At 69.3% G+C, this 16,974-nt stretch carries 16 protein-coding genes; 9 read left to right on the top strand and 7 right to left on the bottom strand.

Annotation, left to right across the window (positions count from 1 at the left end; translation table 11 throughout):
- Positions 1–827: 827 nt before the first annotated feature.
- Positions 828–2,747, bottom strand: coding sequence for a chromosomal replication initiator protein DnaA (gene dnaA / locus ACVNF4_RS20135; protein WP_461804235.1), 1,920 nt, complete (start codon positions 2,745–2,747; stop codon positions 828–830).
- Between the two features lie 376 nt (positions 2,748–3,123).
- On the opposite strand from dnaA, the gene rpmH reads away from it, so the two are divergent.
- The 9 genes from rpmH to ACVNF4_RS20090 all read left to right on the top strand — a co-directional run bounded on the left by rpmH (position 3,124) and on the right by ACVNF4_RS20090 (position 10,054).
- Positions 3,124–3,261 (top strand): 50S ribosomal protein L34, encoded by a 138-nt coding sequence (gene rpmH, locus ACVNF4_RS20130; RefSeq protein ID WP_003975051.1) that lies wholly within the window; start codon positions 3,124–3,126, stop codon positions 3,259–3,261.
- Positions 3,262–3,282: 21 nt separating this feature from the next.
- Positions 3,283–3,654 (top strand): ribonuclease P protein component, encoded by a 372-nt coding sequence (rnpA, locus tag ACVNF4_RS20125; RefSeq protein ID WP_461804234.1) that lies wholly within the window; start codon positions 3,283–3,285, stop codon positions 3,652–3,654.
- Entirely contained in the window at positions 3,651–4,007 is a 357-nt protein-coding gene (gene yidD / locus ACVNF4_RS20120) for a membrane protein insertion efficiency factor YidD (protein WP_461804233.1), read from the top strand. The genes rnpA and yidD overlap by 4 nt, the downstream gene beginning before the upstream one ends.
- Positions 4,007–5,293, top strand: coding sequence for a membrane protein insertase YidC (yidC, locus tag ACVNF4_RS20115; RefSeq protein ID WP_461804232.1), 1,287 nt, complete (start codon positions 4,007–4,009; stop codon positions 5,291–5,293). The genes yidD and yidC overlap by 1 nt, the downstream gene beginning before the upstream one ends.
- A gap of 15 nt (positions 5,294–5,308) precedes the next feature.
- On the top strand, positions 5,309–5,821 hold the full coding sequence (locus tag ACVNF4_RS20110) for a Jag family protein (RefSeq protein WP_461804231.1): 513 nt from the start codon (positions 5,309–5,311) through the stop codon (positions 5,819–5,821).
- Between the two features lie 138 nt (positions 5,822–5,959).
- Positions 5,960–6,676, top strand: a complete 717-nt coding sequence (gene rsmG, locus ACVNF4_RS20105) for a 16S rRNA (guanine(527)-N(7))-methyltransferase RsmG (protein ID WP_461804230.1) — start codon at positions 5,960–5,962, stop codon at positions 6,674–6,676.
- Positions 6,677–6,942: 266 nt separating this feature from the next.
- A complete protein-coding gene (locus tag ACVNF4_RS20100; protein WP_461804229.1) occupies positions 6,943–8,013 on the top strand; it encodes a ParA family protein in 1,071 nt (356 codons plus the stop codon).
- A complete protein-coding gene (locus ACVNF4_RS20095; RefSeq protein WP_461804228.1) occupies positions 8,010–9,110 on the top strand; it encodes a ParB/RepB/Spo0J family partition protein in 1,101 nt (366 codons plus the stop codon). Before ACVNF4_RS20100 ends, ACVNF4_RS20095 begins: the two co-directional genes overlap by 4 nt.
- Positions 9,111–9,436: 326 nt before the next feature.
- The gene (locus ACVNF4_RS20090; RefSeq protein ID WP_461804227.1) at positions 9,437–10,054 is read left to right on the top strand and encodes a GNAT family N-acetyltransferase; all 618 of its coding nucleotides are present in this window, start codon (positions 9,437–9,439) and stop codon (positions 10,052–10,054) included.
- A gap of 86 nt (positions 10,055–10,140) precedes the next feature.
- On the opposite strand, the gene trxA is transcribed toward ACVNF4_RS20090, so the two are convergent.
- The 6 genes from trxA to murJ all read right to left on the bottom strand — a co-directional run.
- Complete coding sequence (gene trxA, locus ACVNF4_RS20085) at positions 10,141–10,473, bottom strand: thioredoxin (protein ID WP_461804226.1); 333 nt, start codon at positions 10,471–10,473, stop codon at positions 10,141–10,143.
- A 50-nt stretch (positions 10,474–10,523) separates the two neighbouring features.
- Positions 10,524–11,489: a thioredoxin-disulfide reductase gene (gene trxB, locus ACVNF4_RS20080; RefSeq protein ID WP_461804225.1), complete on the bottom strand. Its 966-nt coding sequence runs from the start codon at positions 11,487–11,489 to the stop codon at positions 10,524–10,526.
- Between the two features lie 145 nt (positions 11,490–11,634).
- Positions 11,635–12,564 (bottom strand): anti-sigma factor family protein, encoded by a 930-nt coding sequence (locus tag ACVNF4_RS20075; RefSeq protein ID WP_461804224.1) that lies wholly within the window; start codon positions 12,562–12,564, stop codon positions 11,635–11,637.
- Positions 12,561–13,286 (bottom strand): RNA polymerase sigma factor SigM, encoded by a 726-nt coding sequence (sigM, locus tag ACVNF4_RS20070; RefSeq protein ID WP_461804223.1) that lies wholly within the window; start codon positions 13,284–13,286, stop codon positions 12,561–12,563. Before sigM ends, ACVNF4_RS20075 begins: the two co-directional genes overlap by 4 nt.
- 26 nt (positions 13,287–13,312) lie before the next feature.
- Positions 13,313–15,022, bottom strand: coding sequence for a protein kinase family protein (locus tag ACVNF4_RS20065; protein ID WP_461804222.1), 1,710 nt, complete (start codon positions 15,020–15,022; stop codon positions 13,313–13,315).
- A 139-nt stretch (positions 15,023–15,161) separates the two neighbouring features.
- The coding region (gene murJ, locus ACVNF4_RS20060; protein ID WP_461804221.1) for a murein biosynthesis integral membrane protein MurJ at positions 15,162–16,974 on the bottom strand (1,813 nt) is incomplete at its 5' end.

The raw sequence follows: 16,974 nt of genomic DNA, 5'->3' as shown, positions 1-16,974 counted from the left end.
TGACGGCAGGTCAGCCGCACGCGAGGCGGGCGCCGCGTCCCTGCGGCCGGCCGACGCGCGGCTTGTCGGAGCGTGTCGAGCAAGGTCGCTCACACCACGAGGCGGGACACGCCCCGAGGCACCCGGCTCCCCGAGGCCCGGCGAAGCCGACCGCCCTGCCGATGGATGGCGCCCCACCGAGCGACGCAGCCATCCGGACCGCGCCGGTCAGAGCAGTGAGGCCCCCGCAACGAGCCCGACCGAACCGGGCCAGCCGACCGACTCCCCCGACGGGACGTGCTCCACCAATCCCCACCGCCCTGCGGCACAACGACCGACCTGCACCCTGCGCCAGGACGTCCACCACAACTCCCCTCCCACAGCACAACGACCAGCCCCCAGCTCAACCCCCCACCTCCGCCCAACCCCACGACGCCTAGGCCCCTCCGCAACCCTCACCCCACCCGCCGCGCCTTTACCCCCACTCCCGCCGTATCGAGCCCGCCTCACCCCAGCCTCACCTGCTCCCACCCCCGTCTGGCGTCACCCCAGCCCGGCTCCCCCACAACCCCGCCCACCAACTCCCAGCCCGTCCGGCGTTTGAGGACGAGGCCCTTTCAGGGCCGATCACCACCCGCGCACAGCAAGCAGACCCACTCCCCCCACCCACCCGAGGGGTCCAGGGGCGGAGCCCCTGGGCTGGTGGGGTCGAAGGGGCGGCAGCCCCTGGGGATGGGACGGGTAGGGGCGGCGGGGGCGAGAAAACTCACAGGCTGTGGAGAAGTCCCGCGGGGTAAGGCAAAGGGCGCCCCCCGCCAGCGGAGGGCGCCCTCACCGTCGTCCAGGAATCACCCGTTCTTGATGCGATTCGTCAGCTCGGTCACCTGGTTGTAGATGGACCGCCGCTCGGCCATCAGATTCCGGATCTTGCGATCGGCGTGCATGACGGTCGTATGGTCCCGCCCCCCGAACAACGCCCCGATCTTCGGCAACGAGAGATCCGTCAGCTCCCGGCACAGATACATCGCGATCTGCCGGGCCGTCACCAGCGCCCGCCCCCGAGACGTCCCGCACAGATCCTCGACGGTCAGCCCGAAGTAATCCGCGGTGGCACTCATGATCGCGGTGGAGGTGATCTCGGGGGCCGAGTCCTCCCCGCCGGGGATGAGGTCCTTGAGGACGATCTCGGTCAGCCCGAGATCGACGGGCTGCCGGTTCAGGGAGGCGAACGCGGTCACCCGGATCAACGCCCCCTCCAGCTCCCGGATGTTCCGCGAGATCCGGGAGGCGATGAACTCCAGCACCTCCGGCGGCGCGTTCAACTGCTCCTGCACAGCCTTCTTACGGAGGATCGCGATCCGGGTCTCCAGCTCGGGCGGCTGGACGTCCGTGATGAGCCCCCACTCGAAACGGTTCCGCAACCGGTCCTCAAGGGTCACGAGCTGCTTGGGCGGCCGGTCACTGGACAGCACGATCTGCTTGTTCGCGTTGTGCAGCGTGTTGAACGTGTGGAAGAACTCCTCCTGCGTCGACTCCTTGTCCGCCAGGAACTGGATGTCGTCGACGAGCAGGATGTCCATCTCCCGGTACCGCTTGCGGAAACTGTCCCCCTTGCCGTCCCGGATCGAGTTGATGAACTCGTTCGTGAACTCCTCGGACGACACGTACCGCACGCGCGTCCCGGGATACAGGCTCCGCGCGTAGTGCCCGATGGCATGCAGGAGATGCGTCTTCCCGAGCCCGGACTCCCCGTAGATGAACAGCGGGTTGTACGCCTTGGCGGGCGCCTCCGCGACGGCGACGGCGGCGGCGTGCGCGAACCGGTTGGACGCGCCGATGACGAACGTGTCGAAGAGGTACTTGGGGTTCAGCCGAGCGGTCGGCTCCCCGGGCCCCCCGGCGCGGGCGGGAGCACCCCCACCGGATGCGGGTGCGGGCGCTCCCGCAGGCCGGGCGGAGGGCTCGGGCAGCTCCCGCCGCACGGGATCCCGCTGGTCGTACTCGGGCCGCGAGGGCGCCTCGTAGGAAGGCCGCTCGGACGCGTCGTACCCGGACCCGGCCCGGTCGGGTGCCTCGTACGAGGACCGTTCCGGCGCTTGCGGCCGATACGGCTCCGGCGCGGCCCGCCGCTCGGGCGCGGACGGATACGGCTCTTTCCCGTACCCGTCCTGTCCGTACGGATCCCGCTCGGGGAAGCCGAGCCGCTGCTGCTGCCACCCGCCGTACTCGTCCGGCCGGTCCGACCGATCCGCCCGGTCCGGCCGATCCGCACGCGGCCACGCGCCCGGCTCGGGCCGCTGGTACTCGGCCGGGTAGGTGGGCCGGACGCTGGGCAGGGGCCGCTCCGCGGCGGGCTCGTGCCGGCGCCGGCCGTACCCGCCGTCGTAGGGGTCCTCGTACGGAGGCTCGTAAGCCCCGGGCTTCTCGTACGACGACTGCGGCTCGGGTTCGTCGTACCGGGACGGCGCCGCCGGCGGAGCCACCGGCTCGCCCGCGGACTCGTCGACGGTGATCGCGATCCGGATCGGCCGCCCGCACTCCCGGCTCAGGCTCTCGCTGACGATCGGCGCGAGCCGCCCCTCCAGGACGTTCTTCGCGAACTCGTTCGGCACAGCCAGCAGCGCGGTGTCCGCCACCAGCGCGAGCGGCTGGGTGCGCCGCAGCCACCGTTCGTCCTTGGTCTCCACCCCCTGGCCACGACCTTCGCCGAGGAGCTGCTCCAGTACTCGCGGCCACACTGCGGCAAGATCGGCAGGTACGTCAGCCACAGGGGCACGCTCTCTCGAAGGTCCCACGATCGTGTGATCTCGGGACGGGTCGGGATGTAAATCGGGTGGGTCGGGGACAAGGGAACGAATCGGAGTCCAGTCACGGTAGTCAGCGCGTGGGGTGCGGTTCAAGTTGTTGTCCCCAGGCTGTGGACAGTGTCCCCTGTGGACCCCTGGTTTGACCGGATGGCGTAGCCCCGCGTACCGTAAACAGGTCGAGTTGTCGATGGCTGCTGCCGCCTGCCTCCGATGGGCACAGATCGCGTCAGGTGATCGGGAAGCGGTGCACTCGGGCGTAAGCGAGAGCTACTCGTGGGCGCACGGTGACAGCCAGGACGGCACCCGCCGCCCCCGATTTGATTTCTGGAGTCCCCGAGTGAGCAAGCGCACCTTCCAGCCGAACAACCGCCGTCGTGCCAAGACCCACGGCTTCCGCCTGCGGATGCGTACCCGTGCCGGCCGCGCGATTCTCGCGACCCGCCGTAGCAAGGGTCGCGCCCGCCTGTCCGCCTGATCCCGGTCAGGTCATGCCGTCGTGCTGCCCACCGAGAACCGGCTGAGGCGGCGCGAGGACTTCGCGACCGCGGTACGGCGAGGCCGTCGGGCCGGACGCCCGACTCTCGTCGTCCACCTTCGCAGCGACGTAACGGACCCGCACACGCCTGGGGAGAGCGTTCCCCCGACGCGTGCGGGTTTCGTCGTGAGCAAGGCCGTGGGCAAAGCGGTCGTCCGCAACACGGTGAAACGCAGACTGCGCCACCTGATGCGCGAGCGGATCGCTCTGCTCCCCCCCGGTAGCCTGGTAGTCGTACGAGCGTTGCCCGGATCGGGTGACGTCGGCCACGCACAACTGGCCCAGGACCTCGATGCCGCCCTTCGACGGCTGTTGGGAGGGGGCGCGCGATGAAGTACCCGCTGCTGGCCCTGATCAAGCTGTACCAGTGGACGATCAGTCCGCTGCTCGGGCCGGTGTGCAAGTACTACCCGTCGTGCTCCCACTACGGATACACGGCCATCGACCGGCACGGCGCGGTCAAGGGAACGGCGCTCACCGCCTGGCGCATCCTGCGATGCAACCCGTGGTCCCTGGGCGGTGTGGACCACGTGCCCCCGCGGAAACGACCGCGATGGCACGAAATGTTGCGCGACGCCTGGCGTGCGCGCACGGGCGGGACCTCCGCCGCCGAACCGGCCACCGAAGGCGCAAGCCCTTCGGGCCCGGCCGCAGAGCCCCGTCCCATGCCCAAGGAGCATGATTAGTGGACACGATTGCCAGCCTGTTCAGCTTCATCACGACACCTGTGTCCTGGGTCATCGTCCAGTTCCACAAGGTGTACGGGGCCATTTTCGGCCCTGACACCGGGTTGGCCTGGGGCCTGTCGATCGTGTCTCTGGTGATCCTCATCCGGATCTGCCTGATCCCGCTCTTCGTGAAGCAGATCAAGGCCACGCGCGCCATGCAGACGCTCCAGCCCGAGATGAAGAAGATCCAGGAGCGCTACAAGAACGACCGGCAGCGCCAGTCCGAGGAAATGATGAAGCTGTACAAGGACACGGGTACCAACCCGCTGTCCTCGTGCCTTCCGATCCTCGCCCAGTCGCCGTTCTTCTTCGCCCTGTACCACGTCCTCAGCGCGATCGCCTCGGGCAAGACCATCGGCGTCATCAACAACGACCTCCTGGCGAGCGCGCGACAGGCGCACATCTTCGGCGCCCCGCTGGCCGTGAAGTTCATGGACGGTGCGAACACGGTCGAGAAGCTCGGCGCCTCCGTGGTGGACGTCCGCGTCGTCACCGCCATCATGATCGTCCTGATGTCGGCGTCGCAGTTCTTCACGCAGCGCCAGCTGATGACGAAGAACGTCGACACCACGGTCAAGACGCCGTACATGCAGCAGCAGAAGATGCTCATGTACATCTTCCCGGTGATGTTCGCCTTCTTCGGGATCAACTTCCCCGTCGGTGTCCTCGTCTACTGGCTGACCACCAACGTGTGGACCATGGGCCAGCAGATGTTCGTCATCCGCAACAACCCGACGCCGGGTTCGAAGGCGCAGGCCGCGTACCTGGAGCGGCTCACCAAGCACGTCACGCACCACGGCAAGATCCGCCGCCGGGGCGAGAAGGCCATCGTCAAGGCGATCGTCGCCAAGGGCCGCGACCGCAACGACGCCGAGCGCAAGTTCATCAACGGCCTGACCAAGCTCGGTCTCGCGGCCCAGGCCGACGGCACCGTCGCGAAGAGCGACGTCGTCGAGGTCATCGAGAACGAGGACGGTACGACGACGCCCGTCGGCGCTCCCAGGCGCCAGCAGCCGAAGCGCCAGTCGAAGTCCCAGCGGCAGTCCGGCGGCCCCACCGCCAAGGCGGCCGACGACTCCGCTCCGACGACGTCGCTCACCAAGTCCGACGAGCCGCAGGACACCCCGCCCGCCGCAGCCGGGCCGAAGGCCGCGCCCAAGCCCGGTGCCGGTGGCCGCAGCAAAGCCCAGTCCGGGCAGCGCAAGGGTGGCCCGCAGCGCCCCAAGTCCCCCTCCAAGAAGTAAGAAGGAGCCCATCCCGTGACGGAAGGCACCACGACCGCCGCCGCCGAGGGTGTAGACACCCTGACCCGCCTGGAGCAGGAGGGCGAGATCGCGGCGGACTACCTTGAGGGTCTGCTCGACATCGCCGATCTCGACGGTGACATCGACATGGACGTTGAAGCCGACCGTGCCTCTGTGTCGATCATCAGCGACTCCAGTGGCCGCGATCTCCAGAAGCTGGTCGGCCGCGACGGTGAGGTGCTGGAGGCGCTCCAGGAGCTGACGCGACTCGCCGTGCACCGCGAGACCGGCGACCGCAGCCGGCTGATGCTGGACATCGCGGGCTACCGCGCCAAGAAGCGCACCGAGCTCTCCGAGCTGGGCGCCAAGGCCGCAGCCGACGCGAAGAACTCGGGCGAGCCCGTCAAGCTCAAGCCGATGACGCCGTTCGAGCGCAAGGTCGTCCACGACGCGGTCAAGGCGGCCGGCCTGAGCAGCGAGTCCGAGGGCGAGGAGCCCCAGCGCTTCGTCGTCGTGCTGCCCAACTGAATCCGGTAGAACACCGGTTCAGATATCGCGTTTCCCGGTTCCGTCTGTCCTGTCGTGCAGACGGGGCCGGTTTTTTTGTCAGCCTGGTGGTTTCGGCCGGTGCTCGGTGCGCCGGTGCGGTACGGAAGGACGGTCCCCGTGACGGAGGCAGCGGAACTCCCCCCTGCGCCCGAGGAGGCTCGCGAGGTATTCGGCGATCGTTTCGCGGACGCGGTCCGCTACGCCGAGCTGCTGGCCGAGGCGGGCGTGCAGCGTGGGCTCATCGGCCCCCGTGAGGTGCCCCGGCTCTGGGAGCGGCACATCCTGAACTGCGCGGTGCTCTCCGAGGCCGTGCCCGAAGACGTGACGGTGTGCGACGTCGGCTCGGGCGCCGGCCTGCCCGGGATCCCGCTCGCACTGGTCCGGGACGACCTCAAGATCACCCTGCTGGAGCCGCTGCTGCGCCGCACCAACTTCCTGAGCGAGGTCGTCGAGCTGCTCGGTCTCGACCATGTGACCGTCGTGCGGGGACGCGCCGAGGAGGTCATGGGCAAGCTCCAGCCCGTCCATGTGGTGACCGCCCGTGCGGTGGCCCCCCTCGACCGCCTCGCCACCTGGGGCATCCCCCTGCTGCGCCCCTACGGCGAGATGCTCGCGCTGAAGGGCGACACCGCGGAGGAGGAGCTGAAGAGCGCGGCGACCGCTCTGACGAAGCTGGGCGCGGTCGGGACGTCGATCCTCCACGTCGGTGAGGGCATCGTCAATCCGCTCTCGACGGTCGTGAAGGTCGAAGTCGGTGAGAGCCCCGGCGGGGTCCGGTTCGCCGCCAAGCGGGCGAAGGCCGCGCGGACGGGGCGGGTTCGGCGCCGGAGGTAGGCGCCGGAGGTGGACGGCTGAGGCAAGAGCCGGGCGTTTGAGTGCATATCTGACGGAGTGTCGCGGCCGTCCAGCGCTCAGCGCTCGGCATCGTGTTTCACGTGAAACGTCGCTCCCTGCTGCACGGCATCATCAGCCGTGGCCGCGCCGCGGCCGAACCCCGCGACCGTAAGCCTCTCGGTTCACTCGATGAGGGAACGGAGTTGTCCACAGAGGTGGATTTCTCCACAGAAGACCAGACCTCACTGGTTCATGACCCCGCAGGCATGGGAGGCTCTGTGCATAGCGAGCCTGATGTCGAGGAGAGTGAATCCTTGCGGTCCGACGCCAACATCGCGGGACCGATGACCGATCCGGTCCCCGGTCCCCGTACCGAACCGTTGGGGGACGATGTTTCACGTGAAACACCGCCCCCGATGGACAACACCCCGATCGGTCGTGCTGCCCAACTGGCGGTAGAGGCACTGGGCCGTGCCGGTGAGGGCCTGCCCCGACCCGAGCAGACCCGCATCATCGTGGTTGCCAACCAGAAGGGCGGCGTGGGCAAGACGACGACGACCGTCAACCTGGCCGCGTCCCTGGCTCTGCACGGCGGCCGTGTCCTGGTGGTCGACCTCGACCCACAGGGCAACGCTTCCACAGCCCTGGGTATCGACCACCACGCTGAAGTCCCGTCGATCTACGACGTGTTGGTCGACAGCCGTCCCCTGTCCGAGGTCGTCCAGCCCGTCCCGGACGTCGAGGGCCTCTTCTGCGCCCCCGCCACGATCGACCTCGCCGGCGCTGAGATCGAGCTGGTCTCCCTGGTGGCCCGGGAGAGCCGACTCCAGCGCGCGATCCAGGCATACGAGCAGCCGCTGGACTACGTCCTCATCGACTGCCCTCCCTCCCTCGGCCTCCTGACGGTCAACGCACTGGTGGCCGGCGCCGAGGTCCTCATCCCGATCCAGTGCGAGTACTACGCGCTGGAGGGCCTGGGCCAACTCCTGCGCAACGTCGACCTGGTACGGGGACACCTCAACCCCACCCTGCATGTGTCGACCATCCTGCTCACCATGTACGACGGCCGGACGCGCCTCGCGTCCCAGGTCGCGGAAGAGGTGCGCACCCACTTCGGTGAGGAGGTGCTGCGGACGAGCATTCCCCGCTCGGTCCGTATCTCCGAGGCGCCGAGCTACGGGCAGACGGTGCTGACTTACGATCCGGGATCGAGCGGCGCCCTCTCCTATCTTGAGGCGGCACGAGAACTCGCGCTGAAGGGCGTCGGTCTCAGCTATGAGCCCCACGCCCACATCGGCGCTCAGAACAACCCGAACTTGGTGGAGGGGATTAAGTGAGTGAACGACGAAGGGGGCTGGGTCGTGGACTAGGTGCACTGATCCCCGCTGCCCCGACGGAGAAGACCCCGGCACAGGCGGCCGTGGGAGGCGCGGGCTCCGCGTCCCCCTCGGCGCTCCCGCTGCTGGCGACCGACCGGGGGGTGGCCGCCGCGAAGGTGACCACACTCCCGGCGCCTGTTTCACGTGAAACATGGGAAGAGCCGAGCACGCCGGAGCTACCCGCCCCGCCGCTCGGCGCCTACTTCGCCGAGATCCCTCTCGACGACATCACGCCCAACCCCCGTCAGCCCCGTGAGGTCTTCGACGAGGACGCGCTGCACGAGCTGATCACCTCCATCCAGGAGGTCGGCCTCCTCCAGCCGGTCGTCGTACGGCAGACGGGCCCCGCGCAGTACGAGCTCATCATGGGCGAGCGGCGCTGGCGGGCCTGCCGTGAGGCGGGTCTGGAAGCGATCCCGGCGATCGTGCGGGCCACCGACGACGAGAAGCTTCTCCTGGACGCCCTCCTGGAGAACCTCCACCGGGCCCAGCTCAACCCGCTGGAAGAGGCAGCCGCCTACGACCAGTTGCTGAAGGACTTCAACTGCACGCACGACCAGTTGGCGGACCGCATCGGCCGGTCCCGCCCTCAGGTCTCCAACACCCTGCGGCTGCTGAAGCTCTCGCCCGCCGTCCAGCGCCGGGTCGCCGCCGGGGTGCTCTCCGCCGGTCATGCCCGTGCACTGCTCTCCGTGGAGGACTCGGAGGAGCAGGACAGGCTGGCCCACCGCATCGTCGCCGAGGGGCTCTCGGTGCGGGCGGTCGAGGAGATCGTCACCCTCATGGGGTCCCGTCCGCAGACTCCGCAGCGTGCCAAGGGGCCGCGTGCGGGTGGCCGGGTCTCCCCGGCGCTCTCGGATCTCGCGACCCGGCTCTCGGACCGCTTCGACACCCGGGTGAAGGTGGATCTCGGGCAGAAGAAGGGGAAGATCACCGTCGAGTTCGCCTCCATGGAGGACCTGGAGCGCATCCTCGACAGCCTCGCCCCCGGTGAGGGGCCGGCGCTCCAGAAGGGGCTTCTGGAAGGCGGCGGCAGCGAGGACCCAGAGGCGTAAGTCTCCGTTCGGCAGGGGTGGATGACACCCTGTCGGGAACATGAGCGGGCCGTGTCCGGTGCCCACCGGAACACGGCCCGCTCTTTGCCTTTCTGTCGTATCGAGGCAATCGCTTCATGGATACGATGCGAGCGGTATGGCGCATCCACCGGCAACACCTCTGAGGGGGAGGCGGAGGCCATGCGAATGATGAGCTGGACCGGCCTGGTGAGCGCGGGCCTCGGGCTGGGCGCGGTCGGCGGGTTCGTCGGCAGTCTGCTCAGAGGACGAAGTGCTCTGGCAGCCGCCCGCAGTGCCGCGGGCGAAGGAAGCGAGGAACAGCCTCCATGGGGCGTCGGCTCGTACCGCTCACGCTGGACAACCTCCAGGACCTTCCCAAGCGCTGCCGCTCGTGTGTCTTCTGGGAGCTGGACCCCGTCAGCGGAGAGGCCGCGGTAAGGGCGGGCACCCCGGCTCTGGAGAAAGAGGCGTGGATCTCCGCAGTCCTGCTCGACTGGGGTTCCTGCGGGCGGGTCGTCTACATCGACGAGGCACCCGTCGGCTTCGTCCTCTACGCACCGCCCGCCTATGTCCCCCGCTCGACGGCGTTCCCCACGAGCCCGGTCTCCTCGGACGCGGTGCAGTTGATGACCGGGTTCATCCTGCCGGGGCATCAGGGGAAGGGGCTCGGCCGGGTGATGGTCCAGACGGTGGCCAAGGATCTGCTGCGCCGGGGGTTCAGAGCGATCGAGGCGTTCGGCGACGCCCGCTGGAGCGGGCCGTCCTGTGTGCTGCCCGCTGACCATCTCCTGGCCGTCGGCTTCAAGACCGTCCGCCCTCATCCCGTCCACCCCCGCCTGCGGCTGGAACTGCGGACCACGCTCTCCTGGAAAGAGGATGTGGAGCTGGCGTTGGACCGGCTACTGGGGGCGGTACAGAAGGAGCCGGTGCTGAGGCCGTTGTAGGGGGCTGTGAGAGAAGGGCCGACCCGTGAGGGCCGGCCCTTCTCTTCGGTCCATCGATGTTTCACGTGAAACATCGGGGAGGTCGCCTATTCGGCGATGAACTCCTCCAGGTCGCGCAGGATCGCGGCCTTCGGCTTGGCGCCGACGATCGTCTTGGCGACCTCGCCACCCTGGTAGACGTTCAGGGTCGGGATCGACATGACGCCGTACTTGAGCGCCGTCTCCTGGTTTTCGTCGATGTTCAGCTTGACGATCTCGATCTTCCCGCCGTGCTCGGCGGCGATCGCCTCCAGCGAGGGTGCGATCTGACGGCACGGGCCGCACCATTCGGCCCAGAAGTCCACCAGGACGGGCTTGTCGCTCTTGAGGACGACCTCTTCGAAGTCGGCGTCGGTCACTTGCTTGAGGTTGCCGGCCACGGGGGGCTCCTTAAATCTTCTGTGCAGGGGGAGAGAGGGGGGAGGGGGGATCAGACGGTGGTCTTCTCGGCGGCCTGCTCCTCGTCCGCGAGGGAGGCGAGGAAACGCTCGGCGTCGAGCGCGGAGGAGCAGCCGGTACCGGCGGCGGTGATGGCCTGGCGGTAGGTGTGGTCGACGACGTCACCCGCGGCGAAGACACCGGTCAGGTTGGTCCGGGTCGACGGCGCCTCGACCTTCAGGTAGCCCTCGCCGTCCAGGTCGAGCTGGCCCTTGAAGAGCTCGGTGCGCGGGTCGTGGCCGATCGCGATGAACAGGCCGGTCACCGGGAGGTCGGAGAGCTCACCGGTCTTGAGGTTGCGCAGCTTCAGCCCGGCCAGCTTCTGCTCACCCTGGATCTCGGCGACCTCGCTGTCCCAGACGAACTTGATCTTCGGGTCGGCGAAGGCACGCTCCTGCATCGCCTTGGAGGCACGCAGCGAGTCCCGGCGGTGGACGATCGTCACGGACCTGGCGAAGCGCGAGAGGAACGTGGCCTCCTCCATCGCGGTGTCACCGCCGCCGATCACGGCGATGTCCTGCTCCTTGAAGAAGAAGCCGTCACAGGTGGCGCACCAGGAGACACCGCGGCCGGAGAGCACGTCCTCGTTCGGCAGACCGAGCTTGCGGTGCTGGGAGCCGGTCGTCACGATGACGGCCTTGGCCTTGTGGACCGTGCCGGCGGTGTCCGTGACGGTCTTGATCTCACCGGTGAGGTCGACGGACACGATGTCGTCAGGGATCAGCTCGGCGCCGAAGCGCTCGGCCTGGCCGCGCATGTTGTCCATGAGCTCGGGGCCCATGATGCCGTCCTGGAAGCCGGGGAAGTTCTCCACCTCGGTGGTGTTCATCAGGGCGCCGCCCGCGGTGACGGCGCCTTCGAACACCAGCGGCTTCAGCGAGGCGCGCGCGGTGTAGAGGGCCGCCGTGTATCCGGCGGGCCCGGAGCCGATGATGATCACGTTACGGACGTCGCTCACGGCTTGATTCCTCGTCTCTGCTGCGTCTTCGACCGGTGGGAGCATCGATGAACTCTCACCCCACCCAACGGATACTAAGGGGCGCGCATTCCCGGTGTGTCCGGGCACACGGAGGGGTGCGGTCGGCAGAGGGCGAGGGCCCGGGTCAGGGGCGGGTGTAGGTGGCCTTGAACAGCACGTCGGCCTGGGCGGCGGGGTCTTTCACGCAGTCGGTGTCGACAAGGTAGGCGTCGACCCGCCCGGCGTCCGAGGTGTCGGGGAACACGACGAGGAGGACGTCCTTCCCCTTGTACACGCCGGGTTTCGTGGCGAGGGCGTCATCGGTGCGGGCGGTGCCCTGCTGGACGCAAGCCGGGACGTTCACCGCCTGGAGGACCTTCGGGCTCTCGCCGTTGCCCTGGATGCCGACCTCACCTTTCGGGGTGAACGAGGGGGCTGTCCGGTGCTTGTCGGGGAAGAGTTTCGCGACTTCGTCCGGCAGTGAGCTCTTGGAGAAGGTGTCGGCGGCGGTGTTGGTGGTTCCGTTGTCTCCGTCGTTCATGAGGGAGGACACCAGGACCGAGCCGAGGCCCAGGGCGGCGGCGGTGAAGACGCCGATAACGGCCGCTGTGCGGCGGCGGGGGCGGGGGCGGTCCTTGCTCTTGTCCTTGCTCTTGTCCTTGCGGCCGGGGCCGGTGGTGGCGCGGGCGCGGCCGGAGGGGCGGTCGGCTGCCGATGTTTCACGTGAAACATCGACGGTTTCATGTTCGGTTTCACGTGAAACGTCGAGCGGGGTGCTCTCGGACGGGGCGCTCTCGGACACCGCTGCTTCCGCAGATGCAAGAGGGGCCGCTGCTTCCGCTGCCAGCGCCGCGTCGATGCGCTGTGCCACGTCGTCCGGCATGGTCACCGGCTCCGCGAAGGTGCCGAGGAGGCTGCGGATCTCCTCCAGGGAGGCGTGGGTGTCGGAGCACAGGTCGCAGTCGTCCAGGTGCCGGTGCAGCTCGGCGCTCCGGGACGGGGTGAGGAGGCCCTCGGTGAGGTCGGAGAGCTCAGCGACGTCCGGGTGCCCGGTCGTGTCCGTCGTCGATGTCACGTTCGCCCACCTCCGCCCTTCGCGGTAGCTGAATCGCCGGTCCCGGCTCCGTCCGGATGGTCGTCACAGGAATCCACTGCCGGTGGGACGGATCGCCCCGCCACCCGGTTCCGTCCGGCCCCAGGTCCCTTCTCGCCGCCGCTGTTCTCCGGGCGGAGATGGGTGAGGAGCGGGAGGAGTCTGGCGCGGCCTCTGGCGCAGCGGCTCTTCACGGTGCCGGTGGGGACGTCGAGCACCTTGGCGGCTTCGGCGACGGGGTAGCCCTGCATGTCCACCAGGACGAGGGCCGCGCGCTGGTCCGGCGGCAGGGTCTCCAGGGCCTCGACGAGCTGACGGTGCAGATCGTTGCGCTCGGCCGGCGCCGAGGCGGACTCGTGGGGTTCGAGGAGCTGCTCCAGCCGCGCGGTGTCGTCGACCGGCGAGGTCTTCCGCGAGGCCGCCTTGCGGGCCCGGTCGAGACAGGCGTTCACGGTGATGCGGTGCAGCCAGGTCGTGACAGCCGACTGGCCCCGGAAGGTGTGCGCGGCCCGGTACGCCGACACCAGCGCGTCCTGCACGGCGTCGGCGGCCTCCTCCCGGTCCCCCAGCGTCCGCAGAGCTACCGCCCACAGCCGGTCCCGGTGCCGCCGCACGATCTCACCGAAGGCGTCGGGGTCGCCTTTCACGTGACGGGCGAGCAGGTCCTGATCGCTCACACCGTCGAACCCGGCGCCTTCCGCCATCGGCCTCCTCCCCTTCCGGTGAGATGTCAGCCCGTGAACTTCACGTTCGTTATGGCCTGCTTGTAGCCGGCGCCGTTGTACTGGTCCTTGCCAGAGAGCGGCAGGGCTGTCAGCCATACGAGAACGTACCGCGTCTTCACCAGGGTCTTGGCGGAGAACGTCAGTTCCGTGCTGGTGGTTTTCTTGTCCGCGATCTTCGTCATTGAGCTGAGAGGGGTCGACGAGGAGAGCGAGTCGGTGGCGTACAGGGCACCCGTGGTGTGGTCACCGCCGTAGAGCAGCTCTATCGAAGCACCCGACACCTCTTGCTCGGAGCCGAGGTCGTAGACGATGCCGACGCCGTCCTTGAACGGGGCGAGGACGGGTCCCCCGGTGAACGTGTACGTCCGCCAGTAGGTGGAGTCCTTCTTGTCGTACGTCAGCCCCACGTCGCCGGGGTGCTGCGCCTTGCCGTCCGGGTAGTACTCGGCGGCGCCCTCGATCGGGAGTGCCTTGGCCGGCTTCGGTGTGCTGCTCGGCTTGTCGCCGCCGTCGTCCGTCTGTGTCTGGTTGGAGTCCGAGTCGCGTGAACCGAGGAGGGTCTCCGCGAGCTGCCAGCTGCCGAGGCCGAGGGCGGCGATGAGGAGGGCGGAGACCGCCCACTTCATGGCCTTGCCGGTGCGGGTCTGGAGCGGGGGCGGCGGGGTCGGGACGGGCTGGGTGACCCCGGGGTGCGGCGGACGGCCGTACGTGCCCTGCTGGTAGGTGGTGCGCTGGTACTCCGGGGGGGCGGTGAAGACCGGCTCCGGGGGGCGGATGCGCGGCATCTCGCCGATCGCCTTGACCAGTTCCTCCGGCGTGGTGCACGCGGCCTCGTGCCGGGAGGCGGTCGCGCCGTCGTTGACGAGCGCGCGCATCGCCAGCTCGGACAGGCCCCGGTGGACATGCGCGCGGACCTGGTCGGGGGCGATCAGACCGATGTCCTTGGGCAGCCCGGCGAGGCCGTGCGCGTCGTTCTCGTACGGCCAGCGCTGGGTGAGCGCCGCGTACAGCAGGGCGCCGATCGCCTCGGTGTCGGTGCGCTGCGGGGTGTCGGAGGTGATGCCGCGCAGGGCGGCGTTCACGGCGAGGCCGCGGATGCGCCACTGTCCGGTGGAGGTGCGCAGGACGGCGTTGGGGTTGAGCCGCAGATGCGCGAGCCCCTCGCGGTGGGCGGCGGCCATGGCCGCGGCGAGCTGGCTGACCATCTGGTAGGCGTCGTGCGGCTCCAGCGGCCCGGCGGCCAGGAGCGCCGTCAGCTCGGTCGCGTCGGGCAGCCACTCGTGGACGACGTAGACGAGGTCGTTCTCCTCGACGGCGTCCAGCACCTGCACGAACCGAGGGTCGCCCAGCAGGGCCGCCGAGCGGGCCGCGGCCAGCACGGAACGCGCTCGCGCGTGGTCGGCGGGCAGGACGTGCACGCCCACCGCGCGGCGGAGTTTCTCGTCGACCGCGCGCCAACTGCTGAACCCGTCCAGACGGGTGACGCACTCTTCGAGCCGGTACCGTCTGGCGAGTTTGTGGCCGCTGTGCAGCTCCGGTGCCGAGGTCTTCCCGGGACGCTCCGCCCCGTCGCTCCCCTGTACCTCGTCGCTGTCCGTGTCCCGCTCCCGGTTCTGGGCCGCGCCGTCGGCCGTGGACTCGTCCGCCTGTGCGGTCGACGGCTCGCCGCCGCCGTTCGCTGCCACGTCGACGGCAGCCGTGCTCCGTTCCGCCACCGTCGTTCCCTGCCTCCCCAAGTCATCGCGCGCCGCCCGGCCGTCGTGCGCGCCGTTCGACGCCGAACCAATTGTGCCCACAGTCCGCCGCTATGCACGACACACGGCGGCGGACGATGGTTGTGCGCTCGGTCCTCGATCAGCGACCGAGTCGTCCGCGCACCATACCCACGAGCGAGTTCAGCTCCTCGATCCGCATCCGGCGTGCGGCGACGAAGAAGATTCCGAGCAGGACCACACCGCCGGCCACCAGCGCGACGAGCGAGCCGGCGACTCCCTGGCCGAGGGTGTGGGCGATGCCGTAGCAGGCGGCACCGCTGAGCAGCGCGGCCGGCACCGAGGCGATGCACAGCCGGGCGTACGTCCGCAGCACCCGCGCGCCGTCGAGGTCCCCGCCGAGCCGCTTGCGCAGCCGCGCCCAGGCGACCCCGACGCCGATCGCGTACGCCAGACCGTACGCGCCGGCCATGCCGATCACCGCCCAGCGGGACGGCAGGAGGAAGTAGCACAGGGCCGAGGCGCCCGCGTTGACGGCGGCGACGATGACCGTGTTGTAGAAGGGCGTGCGGGTGTCTTCATACGCATAGAACGCGCGCAGGACGACGTACTGCACGGAGTAGGGGATCAGACCGAGGCCGAAGGCCATCAGCATGAAGCCCATGTTGGTGGCCGACGAGGTGCCCGAGGAGCCGAAGATCAGGGTGCACATCGGGATGCCGAGGGCGAGGAAGCCGAAGGCGATCGGGACGATGGCGACGGCCGTGGTGCGCAGGCCCTGCGAGATGTCGTCGCGGACCGCTCCCGCGTCGTGCTCGGCGGCCGAGCGCGCGAGGCGCGGCAGCAGCGCGGCCATCAGCGAGACGGTGATGATGGCCTGCGGCAGGCCCCAGATCAGCTGCGCGTTGGCGTAGGCGGCGAAACCGGTGCCGTCGACCGGTGAGTTGTCGCCCGCCTTGGTGGAGAGCTGGGAGACGACGAGCGCGCCCGCCTGGTTGGCGAGGACGAACAGGAACGTCCACTTCGCGAGGGTGACGGCCTTGCCGAGGCCGTGGCCCCGCCAGTCGAACCGCAGTCGCATCCGGAAGCCGGTCTCGCGCAGGTAGGGGATCATCGCGAGGGACTGCACGACGAGGCCGAGCAGGATGCCGACGCCCAGCAGGCGCTGGCCCTCCGGCGGGATGTTCGTGACCTTCATGCCGGAGTGCGCGGCGGTGCCGTACACCCAGATGAACATCCCCAGCGTCACGATGATCACGATGTTGTTGAGGACCGGTGTCCACATCATCGCACCGAACCTGCCGCGCGCGTTGAGGATCTGGCCCATCACGACGTGGACGCCCATGAAGAAGATCGACGGCAGGAAGTACTGGACGAACGTGACGCCGACGTTGTTGGCGGCCGGGTCGCTGGCGACCGAGTCCGACAGCAGGCGGATCAGGAGCGGGGCGCCGAAGACCGAGGCGGCGGTGAGCACACCGAGGGCGACCATGACGAGGGTCAGCAGCCGGTTGGCGAACGCCTCGCCGCCGTCGTCGTCCTCCTTCATGGCGCGCACGAGCTGCGGCACGAAGACGGAGTTGAGGCCGCCGCCGACGGTCAGGATGTAGATCATCGTCGGGAGCTGGTAGGCGACCTGGAAGGTGTCGCCGAGGAGGCCGACGCCGAGCGCCGAGACGATCATCGCGGAGCGGACGAAGCCGGTGAGGCGGGAGACCATCGTGCCGGCGGCCATCAGCGCGCTGGACTTCAGCAGGCCCGCGGCCTTGCCGCCCTTCTTGGCGGGAGCGGCGGCGGGAGGCGCGGTGGGGGGCGTCTCCACGGCGACGGCCGGTTCGGGGACCGTCGTGCCGAGGTTCATCGTCCGGTCGTCCGGCGGGCCGGGGGTGACGACGGGGGCCGACTTCTGGAACTGCGGCGTGGGCGGCTGGTACTGCGGGCCCGGCGCGGGGCCG

This window comes from Streptomyces sp. S6, assembly GCF_054880855.1.
This window is presented reverse-complemented; position numbering and strand designations above follow the sequence as displayed.